General features: G+C 66.6%; 15 protein-coding genes, 2 tRNA genes and 1 pseudogene. 8 read left to right on the top strand and 10 right to left on the bottom strand.

The window, feature by feature from the left end; genetic code table 11:
• Nucleotides 1-17 precede the first annotated feature (17 nt).
• The 4 genes from ACTF4R_RS20100 to ACTF4R_RS20085 all read left to right on the top strand — a co-directional run bounded on the left by ACTF4R_RS20100 (nucleotide 18) and on the right by ACTF4R_RS20085 (nucleotide 1,920).
• Nucleotides 18-347 carry a lycopene cyclase domain-containing protein gene (locus tag ACTF4R_RS20100; RefSeq protein ID WP_440010249.1) on the top strand — a complete coding sequence of 110 codons (330 nt, stop codon included), beginning with the start codon at nucleotides 18-20 and terminating at the stop codon, nucleotides 345-347.
• A gap of 207 nt (nucleotides 348-554) precedes the next feature.
• Nucleotides 555-776 carry a hypothetical protein gene (locus ACTF4R_RS20095; protein WP_440010248.1) on the top strand — a complete coding sequence of 74 codons (222 nt, stop codon included), beginning with the start codon at nucleotides 555-557 and terminating at the stop codon, nucleotides 774-776.
• A complete protein-coding gene (locus tag ACTF4R_RS20090; RefSeq protein ID WP_440010247.1) occupies nucleotides 777-1,217 on the top strand; it encodes a DUF7344 domain-containing protein in 441 nt (146 codons plus the stop codon).
• A 76-nt stretch (nucleotides 1,218-1,293) separates the two neighbouring features.
• A complete protein-coding gene (locus tag ACTF4R_RS20085; protein WP_440010245.1) occupies nucleotides 1,294-1,920 on the top strand; it encodes a DUF7978 family protein in 627 nt (208 codons plus the stop codon).
• A gap of 152 nt (nucleotides 1,921-2,072) precedes the next feature.
• Here ACTF4R_RS20085 and ACTF4R_RS20080 read toward each other — a convergent pair.
• Nucleotides 2,073-2,146 (bottom strand) — tRNA-Val (locus tag ACTF4R_RS20080).
• A gap of 100 nt (nucleotides 2,147-2,246) precedes the next feature.
• Between ACTF4R_RS20080 and ACTF4R_RS20075 the strand changes: the two genes are divergently transcribed.
• Entirely contained in the window at nucleotides 2,247-2,627 is a 381-nt protein-coding gene (locus ACTF4R_RS20075) for an SHOCT domain-containing protein (RefSeq protein ID WP_440010243.1), read from the top strand.
• Between the two features lie 730 nt (nucleotides 2,628-3,357).
• Here ACTF4R_RS20075 and ACTF4R_RS20070 read toward each other — a convergent pair.
• From ACTF4R_RS20070 to ACTF4R_RS20060, 3 genes are all read right to left on the bottom strand, one after another.
• Nucleotides 3,358-3,431 (bottom strand) — tRNA-Ile (locus ACTF4R_RS20070).
• Nucleotides 3,432-3,467: 36 nt separating this feature from the next.
• Nucleotides 3,468-4,052 carry an FxsA family protein gene (locus ACTF4R_RS20065; RefSeq protein WP_433625735.1) on the bottom strand — a complete coding sequence of 195 codons (585 nt, stop codon included), beginning with the start codon at nucleotides 4,050-4,052 and terminating at the stop codon, nucleotides 3,468-3,470.
• A gap of 71 nt (nucleotides 4,053-4,123) precedes the next feature.
• A complete protein-coding gene (locus ACTF4R_RS20060; protein ID WP_440010241.1) occupies nucleotides 4,124-4,771 on the bottom strand; it encodes an HAD family hydrolase in 648 nt (215 codons plus the stop codon).
• 99 nt (nucleotides 4,772-4,870) lie between these two features.
• Between ACTF4R_RS20060 and pyrF the strand changes: the two genes are divergently transcribed.
• The gene (pyrF, locus tag ACTF4R_RS20055; RefSeq protein ID WP_440010240.1) at nucleotides 4,871-5,716 is read left to right on the top strand and encodes an orotidine-5'-phosphate decarboxylase; all 846 of its coding nucleotides are present in this window, start codon (nucleotides 4,871-4,873) and stop codon (nucleotides 5,714-5,716) included.
• A 48-nt stretch (nucleotides 5,717-5,764) separates the two neighbouring features.
• Here pyrF and ACTF4R_RS20050 read toward each other — a convergent pair whose 3' ends face one another.
• Nucleotides 5,765-5,989, bottom strand: coding sequence for a hypothetical protein (locus ACTF4R_RS20050; protein ID WP_433625727.1), 225 nt, complete (start codon nucleotides 5,987-5,989; stop codon nucleotides 5,765-5,767).
• A gap of 201 nt (nucleotides 5,990-6,190) precedes the next feature.
• On the opposite strand from ACTF4R_RS20050, the gene ACTF4R_RS20045 reads away from it, so the two are divergent.
• Complete coding sequence (locus ACTF4R_RS20045) at nucleotides 6,191-7,474, top strand: aryl-sulfate sulfotransferase (RefSeq protein ID WP_440010237.1); 1,284 nt, start codon at nucleotides 6,191-6,193, stop codon at nucleotides 7,472-7,474.
• Between the two features lie 70 nt (nucleotides 7,475-7,544).
• On the opposite strand, the gene ACTF4R_RS20040 is transcribed toward ACTF4R_RS20045, so the two are convergent.
• From ACTF4R_RS20040 to ACTF4R_RS20025, 4 genes are all read right to left on the bottom strand, one after another.
• Nucleotides 7,545-8,627 (bottom strand): PQQ-dependent sugar dehydrogenase, encoded by a 1,083-nt coding sequence (locus tag ACTF4R_RS20040; protein ID WP_440010236.1) that lies wholly within the window; start codon nucleotides 8,625-8,627, stop codon nucleotides 7,545-7,547.
• 141 nt (nucleotides 8,628-8,768) lie between these two features.
• The gene (locus tag ACTF4R_RS20035) at nucleotides 8,769-9,668 is read right to left on the bottom strand and encodes an acyltransferase (protein WP_440010233.1); all 900 of its coding nucleotides are present in this window, start codon (nucleotides 9,666-9,668) and stop codon (nucleotides 8,769-8,771) included.
• Nucleotides 9,669-9,792: 124 nt separating this feature from the next.
• Nucleotides 9,793-11,286, bottom strand: coding sequence for a heme-binding protein (locus ACTF4R_RS20030; RefSeq protein WP_440010231.1), 1,494 nt, complete (start codon nucleotides 11,284-11,286; stop codon nucleotides 9,793-9,795).
• 104 nt (nucleotides 11,287-11,390) lie between these two features.
• Nucleotides 11,391-12,098 (bottom strand): CehA/McbA family metallohydrolase, encoded by a 708-nt coding sequence (locus ACTF4R_RS20025; protein ID WP_440010228.1) that lies wholly within the window; start codon nucleotides 12,096-12,098, stop codon nucleotides 11,391-11,393.
• 56 nt (nucleotides 12,099-12,154) lie between these two features.
• Here ACTF4R_RS20025 and ACTF4R_RS20020 point away from each other — a divergent pair, with 56 nt between their 5' ends.
• Complete coding sequence (locus tag ACTF4R_RS20020) at nucleotides 12,155-13,111, top strand: diacylglycerol/lipid kinase family protein (protein WP_440010226.1); 957 nt, start codon at nucleotides 12,155-12,157, stop codon at nucleotides 13,109-13,111.
• Between the two features lie 23 nt (nucleotides 13,112-13,134).
• On the opposite strand, the pseudogene ACTF4R_RS20015 reads toward ACTF4R_RS20020, so the two are convergent.
• Nucleotides 13,135-13,215 (bottom strand): annotated as a pseudogene (locus ACTF4R_RS20015) (phosphate ABC transporter ATP-binding protein); the annotation flags it as partial.

Genomic DNA, 13,215 nt, shown 5'->3' with positions numbered 1-13,215 from the left:
GGTGCGTACTCCGTAACGTGCTCGTATCTTCCGTAGCGTCGACGGCGCTCCCCGACATCGGAGCCGTGTTCGGACCGTACACGTACCTCGCCTCCGAGATAGCGTTCGGGACCGTCGCCCTGGCGCTCCTCGTCCGCGCCGACGCCCTCCGCCGGGCCGGCAAGACCATCCTCGTGCTCTATCCCGTGGCGTACTTCTGGGACTGGTACACCCTCACCATCGGCGTGTTCGCCATCCGGCTCCGGACCGGCGTCGACCTGCTCGGCATTCCAATCGAAGAACACCTGTTCATGGTCGTAGTCCCCGCGCTCGTCATCGGGCTCCACGAGAATCTCCACGGCCGGTAGCCGCGACCTGTTCGACCCGTACCACTTCTATCGGCGGGAATCGAAATCGGGCTGGTAACCACCGCTTACCGCCGTAAAACGTTCCGATAGGGATAGTCTACTGCTTTCCGTAAGCCCCAGTTTACAACCGGTAAATGGTGAATAACAAAGGCTGGACCGAGTAATGTACGAATCCATGCTGGGTTACGAGCTTGGGGTGGCATAGTAATGAGTACTATCGGCGACTCCTCCGGTACAGACGGCAACGACCGAGGCGAAACGGACGGGGACGAATCAGGGATGGCCGGCCGCGTCCCCGATATCCTCGATTCAGACGCATCGAAAGAACGTGACGACCCTCTCTCGCGAGACATGGTGTTCGACGTCCTGAAGAACCAGCGGCGTCGGTACGCGCTCCACTACCTGAAGCAGATCGACGGAACGGTCTAGTTGAGCGACCTCGCCGAGCAGGTCGCGGCGTGGGAGAACGACACCGCCGTCGACGCGATATCGGCCGCGGAACGTAAGCGAGTCTACACTGCTCTCTACCAGTCTCATCTTCCGAAGCTCGACGACGCTGGCATCGTCGACTACAATCAGAATCGTGGCATCGTCGAACTCTCGACGGCGGCCGAACAGATCGACCCCTATCTCGAGATGGACGCCCGTGACGACATCACCTGGTGCAAGCGATACCTCGCGCTGGCCGGGGTCGGTTCCGTCGCCGTCGCGGCGTCGTCGTTCGGAATCCCACCGTTCGGCGGACTGGCGGACCTCTCTCTCGCCGTTCTCGTCGTCGTCGCCTTCGCACTGGTGGCCATCGCGCACACGGTGGACGCCCGGAACGCGCCGACGACGGGCGAGCAATCTCCCGCTATCGAGGGCGAATAGCGGTCGGCGCTCTTCTGGACCGCTTCTGTCTTCGATCGTACAGAAAACATTTGTGTCACGTTGGCGTACTCGCGTCATGGCACTCGACCGCGACGCGTTCCGGTCCCCGCTCTTCCTGACCGGCGTCGTCGGCATCGTCGCGTACCTCTTCGGGTATCTCCTCTCGTTCCTCTGGACCGGCGGCGCAGTCTGGGGGGCGCTGGCGGACGTCGAACTCGCGAGCACCGCCGAAATCGACGACCTCGCCGCGTACCTCGGCACGAACGGCATCGTCGTTCCGGCCTGGAAGGGCGCGGGCTGGCTGTTCTACAGCGCTCACTTCGTTTCGTTCTCCTCGGAGACGGTCGAGGGGTCGGTGAACCTCATCGCCGCGGCCAGACCGGCGTACGAACTCCTCTATCTCGTGCCGCCGGTCCTCCTCGTCGGAGCGGGTGCGCTGGCGGCCCACGCGTCCGACGGCCGCACCGTCTGGCACTCGGCCTCCGTCGGAGCGCTCGTCTTCCTCGGCTACCTGCCGCTCTCGCTCGCTGGGACGCTGGCGTTCTCCGTCGGCGTCGACGCGACGCTCGTCCACCCGAGGTACCTCCCCGCGGCCGCCGTCGCTGGCGTCGCCTACCCCGTCGTCTTCGGGAGCATCGGCGGCGCACTCGGCCACGAACTGCGCAAGCGACGCGCGACGCAGGAGTCCGGCGTGACCGGATAGCAGTTAGGCCAGCGTTCTCGAACGCACGGGTCTCCTGCAAGCGACTGCGGGAAGCGGTAGGCCGTGCGACCGTCCTCGCCTGTTTCGAACCCTTCTGGAACAGTTCGACGGCGCGGTTCCTCGCTTCGCTCGTCACGTCGCGTCGTCAGAAATGGGTTCGGGCGGGTTCGAACCACCGATCTCGGCCTTGTAAAGGCCGCGTCATGACCAACTAGACCACGAACCCGTACACGGAAGAAACCGCTCGGCAGGAATAACGTTTACTTTCTCCCTCGGCCCCGCGTGACGTGACAGGATTTTTAGGGACGGTGAGCGAGCACTCCCGCATGAACGACGCGCTCGCATCGCTGCTGGAGGAAGCGCCGGCCATCACCGTCTTCCTCGTGCTCGGAATCGGGCTAGTGGCGCTGTTCACCGGCCAGCCCTGGTGGTGGATGGTGTTCCCCGTCGGGTTCGCCGTCGTGTTGCCGTTGGTGGCCATCCTCAGCGATACGTTCGCGCCGGACGCCGACGCGGCGGACGAGGGCGAGAGCGAGGAACGAGACGAACGGGAAGAGACGCAGGACGCCCTCGACACCCTCCGGAACCGCTACGCTCGCGGCGAAATCGACGAAGCGGAGTTCGAGCGTCGGGTCGAGCGCCTGCTTGAGAACGAGACGGTCGAAGACGTAGAAGCCCGACGAGAGCGCGAACGGTCGTCGAACTGACTCCGTGGTAGTGGTCGAAGCAGGCTCCTCTACTTCGTTGTACAGGCCAATCGATCACCCCTCCGATGCAGTCTCATTCCAGAATCGAAACTGCGGCACGAGAACCGATTATGAACGTTCTCTACCCTGGCCGCGGCGTCGAACGGAGTTCATAATCGGTGCTCGCCCCCGGTAATAGACTGTGGAGAAAGAGTGAAAACTGAACTAGGAAGTGGTATCGAAGACAGAGTACACCGGCTGAAAACGCCCATATCGCGGGTGAGACGCGGTCTACAAGGGATGGCGCCAGCTGTCTGCAACCGAATCGACGCTGATGTAGCGCGTCTCGTTCTTCATAATCGGTCCCAGTCATGCGATTACGAAGGCGCGAACTCTCCAACTCTTGGAGTGAACACCTCCACCGAAATCAACAGACGCGACCGCATTCGCGGACATCGAATCGTATCCCCGCCCAATTCTCAGTCGCTTTTCCTGCACTTTCGCACCATACTCCGCTCTCAAACAACCCCACAGTCCTTCTTCCGGGCAGGAAAGCCGATTATGAACCACGACCGAGTCCAATTCGTCGCAGAATATAGTCGCTCGACGTCAGAGCGGCCGTTATCACGATTATGATTCTGACGCCACGTCGAGGCGATTGTGTAGCCACTCGGCCGGATACATCGCGGCACACCGTTGAAATGGGTGAACCGGCGGTTCCCGGTCGGATAGTAAGCGCGTGGAAAACGGATGGGCCAACGCGGATTTGAACCGCGAACCTCCCGGTTATCAGCCGAGCGCTCAACCTGATTGAGCTATTGGCCCGCAGTGAGCGCATTCAGTGGTTGCCACTTGCTACTGTTAAGGGTTTCCTTTTTTCTCGTCGCCGTCGTCGAAGTCGACGTCGTAGGCGTCGTCGTCCACCCGGTAGGTGTCGTCGTCGCTGGCGTCGCCGGCGCTCCCGGCTCCGCCGGTCCCGGGACCGAACCCGCCGGAGTCGCTCCCCGAGCCGCCCAGGTCGCCGGGGTTCGGGAATCCGAAGGTGTAGACGTTGCCCGAGGCGAACCCGCCGGTCTGCTTGTCGACGTAGGGCACGATGACCCACTTCTTGGCGGCGACGCGGAAGACGTATCGCGTCGGCGGGAGCGTGAACAGGAACCCCAGGGCGTCGGTGACGAGGCCGGGGGTGAGCAGGAACGCGCCGGCGACGAGCAGGAATCCGCCGTCGATGATGCGGTCGGTCGGAATCTCGCCTTGAGCGAGTTCCGCCTGCAGTTCGCGGATGGTGTGGCGTCCCTCCGCGCGGACGAGCAGCGTTCCGACGAGCGCGGTCAACACGACGAGCGCGACGGTGACCTCCCAGCCGACCATCCCCGCGACGAACACGAGCAAGAGCCCGTCGACGAGCGGGATGAGCAGCAAGAGCGCCAGCAGCCGTTTCCACATGTCCGGACGTAGTGGTTCCGGCTGTAAACGCTTTTCTCCCTGCCCGCGACGGAGAAATCGAGGCGGTCGACCTACAGCAGTTCGGGCAGGCGTTCGGGGAGGTCCTCGCGCTCGACGTGGGCGTCGGCCGCCGGATGGGGGTCGGGACCGCCGTCGAACACGACCTGGACGACGTACATCCCGGCGGCTTTCGCGCCGCGGACGTCGTGGTCGGGGTGGTCGCCGACGTAGACGGCCTCCGAGGGGTCGACGTCGAGGGCGTCGAGCACCGCCGCGAACGCGCGTTCGTCGGGCTTGCCGGCGTCGAGTTCGCCGGTGACGACGGCGACGTCGAAGCTGTCCTCCCAGCCGAGTTCGGCGATCTTCCCGCGCTGGGCCACGACCGGTCCGTTCGTCAGCAGGCCGACGCGATACCGCTCGCGGAGGTCGGCGAGCATCCCGGCCGCGCCCGGCACCGGTTCGAGCGCGTCGAGGATGGCCTCGCGGTACGCGTCGGCGACGTCCTCGGCGGTGACGTCGTCGTCTCCGGAGAGGAGGTCGTCGAATATCGGTTCCCGCGTCTCGCTGACGAGGTGCCGGGAGTGGGCGTCGAGGTAGTCCTCGCGGGCGAGCGCAGGTGCGTCTGCGGCGTCCGTCGCCTCGTCGAGCAGCCGGTCCCGTGGGCGCTCGGTCACGGCGAGTGTCGAGTCGAGGTCGAAGGCAACGGCAGACGGTACCATTCGTCGACTCTTGGAACTGGCGGACCTTTAGGGTACTGAAACCGACGACGCGGGGACCGCGTTCGACAGAGCCATGTCCTCTCACGAAAACCGACTGATATGAACTTCTTCGACCGGCTCGCCGACCGCATCGCGGCGACCGACAGCATCGTCTCGGTGGGGCTGGACGCCGACCGCGACCGGATTCCGGACCACCTCGAAGCGCACGACATGCCCCAGTGGGCGTTCAACCGTCGCATCATCGACGCCACCCACGAGCACGCGGCGGCGTACAAGCCCAACGCGGCGTTCTACGAGCATTCGGACGGTTGGGCCGCGCTGGAGGAGACCGTGGCGTACGCCCACGGAAAGGACGTTCCGGTCGTCCTCGACGCCAAGCGCGCCGACATCGGCAACACGACCCGGAAGTACGCGGAACTGCTGGAGACGGCCGACGCCATCACGGTCAACCCCTACATGGGCCGGGACTCGCTGGAGCCGTTCCTCTCGCGCGAGGAGGCGGGCGTGTTCGTCCTCTGTCGCACCTCCAACTCGGGCGCGGCCGACCTGCAGGAACTCGAACTCGCCTCCGGCGAACCGCTGTACGAGCGTGTCGCGTCGCTGGCCGACCTCTGGAACGCGAACGACAACGTCGGCCTCGTGGTCGGCGCGACCTCGCCGGACGAACTCGAAGCGATACGCGAGCAGGTGCCCGACCTCCCCTTCCTCGTCCCGGGCGTCGGCGCGCAGGGCGGCGACGCCGAGGCGGCGGCGACGCACGCCCTCGCGGACGGCGCGGGACTGGTCAACTCCTCGCGGGGCATCATCTTCGCCGGAGAGGAGAGCGAGGCCCACGGCGCCTCCGGAAGCCGAGTCGCGGAGTCGCGGGACGCGGGCGAGGAGTTCGCCGCCGCCGCGGGCCAGGCCGCGAAGCGACTCAAACGACAGCTGAACCAGTATCGCTGAGCCGACGGTCGGGCCGAGCGCTCGACGCCCACACGGGGATGCACCCCCTCAGAGCTGGTGCGTGCTGTCGTCGGTGTCCGGTGGCGTCACGTCCTCCGCACCCGGTCCGGACGGTCGCTCCTTCTCGACGTCGCCGCCCAGCTCCGCGACGCACTCGACGCAGAAGCCGCTGTCGCGGCTCCAGTGCTCGTCGCAGACCAGCTTTCCGCACCGGTCGCAGTCGTGCGTCGCCTCGCGCGATTCGCAGATCTGGCACAGGCCACTGACGCTCATGACTCGGCGTTCGGCGGCGAGCGGTTTCAGTCTGCGGGTAGAATCCGGTCCGTCGGTCGGCGCGCACCACTGGTCGCTCGGCGGAAATCCGCCGTCGATGTCGCCTTCTCGACCTGTCCGAGCGTGGCCGCGGTGGCGACCCCACCCGAGGCGTTGCGCTCCCATCGGCAGGTTTAGAACCGTCGTGGACAAGTGGACGATATGAACCGTCCCCGCGTCCGATACCTCGCCGCGGCGTTCGTCGTCCTCGCCGCGGTCCTCGGAATCCAGGCAGTGACGGCCGACCAGGAGGTGAAGGCCGAGACGGTCGCGGAGGGACCGTACGAGGGCCACACGCTCATCAGCGTCCAGAGCTACAAGCTGAACGGTCGGCTCATCGAGGTGAACACCTCGACGAACGACGTCGTCTGGGAGTACGACCCGCCGAACTCCCGGGTGTTCGACGCCGAACAGCTCGAAAACGGGAACGTACTCGTCGCGGTGACGACGAAGCTCCCGCCCTCGAAGTGCCCCGAGGAGCACCTCCAGGTCGCCTCGAAGCAGTGCATCCAGGCGAAGGTGCTCGAACTCGACTACCCGAGCAAGGAGGTCGTCTGGAACTACTCGTGGTACGACGAGTACATCACCCACCACGAGGTCCACGACGTCGACCGCCTGTCGAACGGCGAGACCGCCATCATCGACATGGGCAACGACCGCGCGTTCACCGTGAACCAGCAGGGCGAGATAACGTGGGAGTGGCAGGCCGAGAACCACCTCGCCGAGGGCACCGAGTTCCACCGGAAGTATGGCGGCCCGCCGGACCCCGGCGGTGAGAAGGACTGGACCCACATGAACGACATCGACAAGCTGGAGAACGGTAACTTCCAGATATCGGTCCGGAACTTCGACGTGGTCATCGAGGTGAGCCCGGAGACGAACGAGATAGTCGACGTGGTCGGTCGACCGGGCAACCACGCCGTGATGAACGAGCAGCACAACCCCGACCGCCTCGAGGGGTCGGACCACCTGCTCGTCGCCGACAGCCAGAACGACCGCGTGGTCGAGTTGAACGCTACGACGGGCGACGTCGTCTGGAAGTACGGCGGCAAGAGCCTGCTCCACTGGCCGCGGGACGCCGACCGCCTGCCGAACGGCAACACGCTCATCACGGACACGTTCAACAACCGCGTCGTCGAGATAAACCCCGACGGCGAGGTGGTCTGGCGCTACGAGGGCGTGATGATGCCCTACTCGGCCGACCGGATGACCGTCCCCGAGAACTCCACCGACACGGTGCCGGCGACGCAGTTCGACAGCCACTTCCGCGACCCGAACGCCGCGACCGGCATGCTCCAGCAGGCAGAGGCGTACGCGGCGTTCGTCTTCCCGGGGTGGGTCCGCCTGCCGGAACTCGTGACGATGGCCGCCATGGTCGTGGTCGCCCTCTGGCTGCTCGGCGAACTCGTGGTCGGCGCGTACCGCGACTACGCGAGCGAAGAGTAGCCCGGATCTCGACCGACGACGGTGCGCGGTCGACCGCCCGGACGCCCGGGCGACCGCACGCCGAGACGCCTCACGCGGGCTGGAGCCGGAGTACGCGGTCGTCCTGCGGTGCCGGCGGCCCGCCGCGCCCGTCCTGGTTGCTGGTCGTCACGTAGAGATGTCCCTCCGGACCGGTGAACGCCGTCCGGAGGCGACCGTAATCGCCCACCAGCAGGCGCTCCTGCTCGACGACGCTCCGCCCGTCGAGACCGACCCGGTGGAGGTGGGTGCCCGCGAGCGCGCCGAAGAAGAGGTCGCCCTGCCACTCCTCGATGGGACCGCGGTAGATGGTCGCGCTGGCCGGGGCGATGGTCGGCGTGTACGTCGCGATGGGGTCGACGTAGTCGTCGCCCTCCACGCCCATCTCCCCTGGCCAGCCGTAGTTACCGCCGACTTCGAGGACGTTGACCTCGTCGTCGTGGTCCGGCCCGTGCTCCGTCTGGAACGGCGTGCCGTCCCGGAACGCCAGCCCCTGCGGATTGCGGTGGCCGTAGGTGAACACCGCGTTCCCGAAGGGGTTGTCCGGATGCGGCGCTCCGTCGAGCGTGAGCCGGAGGACCTTCCCCGCGAGCGACGACTTCTTCTGGGCGAGGTCGCCGTCGCCCGCGTCGCCGGTCGTCACGTACAGCGCGTCGCCGTCGACCGCGAGCCGGCCGCCGTCGTGAATCGACGCGCCGGGAATCCCGTCGAGGACCACGCCGTCCGGCGCGAACCCGTCGTCCACCCGGTGACGGACGACCCGATTGCGCAGTCCGTCGGCGGCCTCGTACGTCTGGTAGGTGAACGCGACGTCCGGGTCCCCCGGATGGAAGACGAGGCCGAGCAGTCCGCCCTCGCCGCGGCTCGCGACGGTGTCGGTGAAGTCAGCGAGCACCTCGGTGGTGTTCTGGCGGATGCGCTGGACGCGCCCCGGACGCTCGGTGAGATAGAGGTCGCCGTCGGGGCCGAACGCCGCCCCCCAGGGGACCTCCAGGTGCATGGCGACCGTCTTGACGCGCACCCCCGGTCCCCGCTCCATCGTCGTCGTCTTCGTCGAACTGCCGGACGTCTCGACGCAACCTGTGAGTCCCGCGAGTCCGAGCGACAGCGACCGGAGGTACGTGCGGCGTCGCATGCTCGTTTGCAGACGCTCCCGGGAGAAAAACGTAGGGATTCACCCGCGTTCGCGCCTCGCTACCGGGTTCGGTTTCCGGTGACTGGACGTTTCGACCGGGCGTAGACTCGTCCGCTCGGCGACGGTTCCGGGGCCCGTCGGCTACTTCGGCGGCTGGAGGTCGCGCTGGAACTCGTCGAACACGTCGAAGTCGTCGTCGAGTTCGTACTCGATGCGACGGTCCTCCTTCCGGGAGACGTTGGCGTCCTCCAGCGGGTCGGCCGCGTCCTCCCAGCCCGGTTTCACCTTCACGCTCTTTGCGGGCTGGCCGACCGCGATGTGGTGGGCGGGAACGTCCTTGGGGACGACCGACTTCGCGCCGACGATGGCGTTCTCGCCGACTTTCACGCCCGCGCGAATCATCGAGTCGTAGGTGAGGCGCGCGTCGTCCTCGACGATGGTGTGGTAGTTCTCCACCCGGGTCTGGTCGACCACGTCGTGGTCGTGACTGTAGACGTGGACGCCGTCCGAGATGGACACCCGGTCGCCGATGGTGAGTCGACCACGGTCGTCGAGGTGGACGTCGTCGTGGACGACGGTGTTGTCGCCGATGGAGATGTTGTGCCCGTAGGTGAACGTGATGCCCTTGAAGAAGCGGCAGCCGTCCCCGCACTCCTCGAAGAGGTGCTTGGCGAGCATCCGGCGGAACCGGAGCGCGAACTCGACGTTGTCGGCCATCGGCGTGGCGTCGAACTGCCGCCAGAGCCACTGGAGGTGTTTCGATTCCCGGAACTTCTCCTCGTCCTTCTCGGCGTAGTACTCGCTCTCCAGCGTGGAGTTGCAGGGGTCGTACCCCTGGAGACGGACCCGCTCGGCGTTCGAGACCGGCTCGCCGTTCTGCCAGGCCTCGTAGGCCTCTCGGTCGCCGTAGAGGTCGACGAGAACGTCCTCGACCACCGCGCAGGTGTCCTCCTCGCCGGCGAGTCGCTCGTCCACCTCGTCGATGAAGCCGCGCAATCCCGCCTCGGCGGACTCCGGGAGAGTGACGTGTCGCTTTGTCATGATGAGATCACCGTCGGTTGGTTACTGACGATTGGCTTCCCGACGGCATGGGGGTTTTGGTTCCGGCGGTGAGTGCTGAAACTCCGCGGCGCGCGACGCTCGGCCGCACGTCGACCGAACCCACCTACGCCAGGAACACGTGCCGCGGTCGGTCGGCGAGCACGTTCCGGCCCCAGTCGACCGTGTCGCTGAACTCGTCGCTCCGGAAGAACTCCATCGCGTCCTCCTTCGAGGCCCACTGGCTGGCGATGAACATGTCGTTCTCGTCCTCGTGGTTGGCCAGCAGTTCGGTGTCGTGGTGGCCGTCCATCTCCTCGAGCAGTCCGCCGACCGTCTCGAACTTCTCGACGAACTCCTCGCGGCGGTCGGGTTCGACCGTGTAGAACATCCCCATCGTGCCGAAGCCGCTCTCCTCTCCGGCGCGCGCGACGATGCCGGGGAGGTCCGAGAGGAAGCCGCCCGCGGTCTCCGCGGCGGACATCGTGTCCCAGATGCTCACGACCGCCGAGCGCTCCTCGCCCTCGTAGACGGCGGTCTTGACGTGCGTGTCGTAGTGCTCGAAGTTCCCCCGCAGCCCCTCGACCTCCTCGTACAGGTCGTCGGCGTCGACTTCGGAGTAGAGGACCATCGCGTACACGTCCTCGCCGTGGGGTCGGCCGGCGTAGATGTCTAGGTCGGACAGTTCGTCGCGGATGCTCTCGGACCGGCTCGCGTCGTCGCTCTCTCCGTGGCCGCCGTGGTGGTCACCGCCGCCGTGACCGCCTTCGCCGTGGTGGCCTCCCTCGCCGTGGTGGTGTTCGCTCCCACCGTGGCCGTGGGCCGACTCGTCCTCGGGCGTCGGCACCTCGTCGCCGGCCATGAACGCCGGGAGGTCCTCCGGTGGGAACCGCCGACCGAAGTAGAAGGGGCCGAACTCGCCGTAGCGCGAACTCGCCTCGTCGAAGCGCATCTCGTAGAGCAGGTCCTTGATGTGCGTCGGGTCGTTGCTGAACAGGTCGACGCCCCACTCGTAGTCGTCCATGCCGATGGAGCCGGTGATTATCTGGGTCACCTGGCCGGCGTACCCCTTGCCGATTTCGCCGTGACTGTCCATCATCTCCGCGCGCTCCTCGAAGTCGAGGTCGTACCAGTTGGCGTCCGGCAGGCGGTGTTTGTTCATCGGGTAGAAACAGACGAACTCGCTGTCCGGGATGTCGGGGTAGAGCTTGCTCTCGACGTAGCGCGCCAGCCCCGTGTCCTCGATGTCCTCGGGGTCTTTGACCATCTCCTCGGAGTTGTACCCCCCGACCTCCGTGACGGAGACGTAGGAGTTCGAGCGCTCGGTGAAGTCCGCGAACGTCGTCCGTTCGAACGCTCGCTCGGCGGTGTCGAGGTCGCTCATCTCCGGTCGGAAGTGGACGACGAGGACGTCCGCCTCGTGACCCATGACGGAGAACACGGCCGAGGAGCCGTCTTCGGCGTCGGTGACGTCCTCGTGGGCTCGCAGGAACTCGATGCCGTCGTCGAGTGCGTTCTCGCGGACGCGGTCGGGCGCGTCGCGCCAGGCGTCCCAGTCGACGGTCCGGAAGTCGTGGAGCGAGTACCAGCCCTCGCTGGTCTTCGGCGGTTCTTTCGGCATACGGGGAGGTTAGCAGCGCCCGACCAAGGACCTTTTGAGTCCGTCGCGTCGCCGTGGACCGGGTCCTGGAACGGTGGGTCGGCGCGCGCCGGACTCTCGTCGACCTACTCGCCCTCCGCCGTCGGGGGTTCGCCGACGCCGGGCGACTCCTCGTCCGGTCGGTGGAGGTTATCCTTCTCCCTGTGGATGCGCCGGTACGCTCGCCGGACGAACTGGTCGGCGGTCTCGTACCTGACCCGCGCGTCGACCCGGCCGTCACGGATGGCGTCGACGACGCTCTCGGGCGTGAGTTCGTCCGCGTCGACGCGCGTGTAGGCGCGACCGACCTCTACGGGGTAGTGCGTGTCGCTGCCGCCGACCAGCGGGAGGTCGTGGCGGTCGGCGAGCGCGCGGACCCACTCCTCGGTCCGAGGATGCTTGCCGTTCACCTCGATGGCGTCGAACTCCGCGTCGACGTCCCGGACCGTGCTGTTGCGATACGGGTGGGCGATGATGGCGGCGCAGTCGCGGTCGTGGGCGAGTTCGACCGTCTCGGCCGGCGTCAGCGTCCCCGGTTCGAGTCGGGTCGGCGGGTCCGGTCCGACGACCAGGACGTGGCCCTTCGTCGTCGATATCTCGATGCCGGGAACGGCGGGTACCGCGCCGCCACGGAACGGGCGATGGTAGTCGTGGTTCGTCACCGCGATGGCGTCGAGGTCGCGGTAGTCGGCCATGCGCGCGACCATGCGGAAACCGAGGGGGTCGAACAGCTGGGCAGCCGTCTCGTGGCCGTGGAAGAACCGGGAGTGGACGTGTAAATCGATATTGAACACGATTGGATTACGAGGCCGACAGGACTTTGCCTTTTCCGCCGGAACAGGCAGAAGAGATGGACGAGGCCGACACCTCGGGCGATTTCTCCGCGGTCGACGGGACGATCGAAGACGAGCGCGTGCTCGTGCTCAACCCCGTCAGCGGCGACAGCGGCCACGGCGACCAGGTCCGCGGACTCGCCGCCGAACACGGTTTCACCGTCCTCGGAACCGAGCGCGAGGGGGAGGCCGTCGACTTCTCGCGCCGGGCGGCCGAGGGCGGGGCCTCGATGGTCGTGGCGGCGGGCGGGGACGGAACGGTGAACGAGGTCGTTCACGGTCTCAACCTCGCGGACGCGTTCGACTCCGTGACCTTCGGCGTCGTCCCCACCGGAACCGGGAACAACTTCGCCGGCAACGTCGGTATCACGGGCATCGAACACGCCTTCGAGATGCTCGAAGACGGCGAACGCCGCCGTATCGACGTCGGTACCGCCGACGACCGGACGTTCGTCAACTCCTGCGTCGGCGGCCTGACCGCGGCCGCCAGCGGCGAGACCGACTCCGAGCAGAAGGAGCGTCTCGGCGTGCTCGCCTACGTCGTCGAGACGCTCCGGCTGATGTCCGACTTCGAGGGACTGGAACTCCGCGTCGAGGCGGGCACGACCGCGGCGGAGTCGTGGTCCGGTCACGCTCTGTTCGTGCTCGTCGGGAACGGCCGGCGCTTCCCGGCGGAGGGCCGCACCCAGGCGAACATGGAGGACGGCCAGCTCGAGGTGACCATCATCGAGAAGATGCCAGCCAAAAACCTTCTCAGCGAGACCACCGCCCACCGGCTGTTCGGCAGCGAGACCGAGCACGTCACCAGCCTGAAAGCGCCGCGACTCGACATCGCCGCGGAGAACGACGAACCGGTCCAGTTCAGCCTCGACGGCGAGATGGGTGCCTGGAAGAAGTTGACGCTCGGCGTGCGTTCGCGCGTCCTGGAACTCCCCGTCGGTCCGAAGTACGAACCGGTGCCGGACGGCGACTGACGCCGCGAGAACGGGGGTGCGCGTTACCCGAACTTGCCGGTGATGTAGTCCTCGACGCGCTGGCTGTTGGGGTTCTCGAAGATGTCGTCGGTGTCGCCGTACTC

The sequence above is a fragment of the Halomicrococcus pelagicus genome, assembly GCF_051917725.1.
Classification (GTDB): domain Archaea; phylum Halobacteriota; class Halobacteria; order Halobacteriales; family Haladaptataceae; genus Halomicrococcus.
The sequence above is the reverse complement of the archived record's forward strand: the minus strand, read 5'-3'. Positions and strand labels throughout refer to the sequence as shown.

What these genes read in the sequence shown, in the direction of transcription:
- ACTF4R_RS20095 (WP_440010248.1), top strand. Translation starts at nt 555, where the DNA reads ATGAGTACTATCGGCGACTCCTCCGGTACAGACGGCAACGACCGAGGC.
- ACTF4R_RS20085 (WP_440010245.1), top strand. Translation starts at nt 1,294, where the DNA reads ATGGCACTCGACCGCGACGCGTTCCGGTCCCCGCTCTTCCTGACCGGC.
- ACTF4R_RS20075 (WP_440010243.1), top strand. Translation starts at nt 2,247, where the DNA reads ATGAACGACGCGCTCGCATCGCTGCTGGAGGAAGCGCCGGCCATCACC.
- ACTF4R_RS20065 (WP_433625735.1), bottom strand. Translation starts at nt 4,052, where the DNA reads ATGTGGAAACGGCTGCTGGCGCTCTTGCTGCTCATCCCGCTCGTCGAC.
- ACTF4R_RS20060 (WP_440010241.1), bottom strand. Translation starts at nt 4,771, where the DNA reads ATGGTACCGTCTGCCGTTGCCTTCGACCTCGACTCGACACTCGCCGTG.
- pyrF (WP_440010240.1), top strand. Translation starts at nt 4,871, where the DNA reads ATGAACTTCTTCGACCGGCTCGCCGACCGCATCGCGGCGACCGACAGC.
- ACTF4R_RS20050 (WP_433625727.1), bottom strand. Translation starts at nt 5,989, where the DNA reads ATGAGCGTCAGTGGCCTGTGCCAGATCTGCGAATCGCGCGAGGCGACG.
- ACTF4R_RS20045 (WP_440010237.1), top strand. Translation starts at nt 6,191, where the DNA reads ATGAACCGTCCCCGCGTCCGATACCTCGCCGCGGCGTTCGTCGTCCTC.
- ACTF4R_RS20040 (WP_440010236.1), bottom strand. Translation starts at nt 8,627, where the DNA reads ATGCGACGCCGCACGTACCTCCGGTCGCTGTCGCTCGGACTCGCGGGA.
- ACTF4R_RS20035 (WP_440010233.1), bottom strand. Translation starts at nt 9,668, where the DNA reads ATGACAAAGCGACACGTCACTCTCCCGGAGTCCGCCGAGGCGGGATTG.
- ACTF4R_RS20030 (WP_440010231.1), bottom strand. Translation starts at nt 11,286, where the DNA reads ATGCCGAAAGAACCGCCGAAGACCAGCGAGGGCTGGTACTCGCTCCAC.
- ACTF4R_RS20020 (WP_440010226.1), top strand. Translation starts at nt 12,155, where the DNA reads ATGGACGAGGCCGACACCTCGGGCGATTTCTCCGCGGTCGACGGGACG.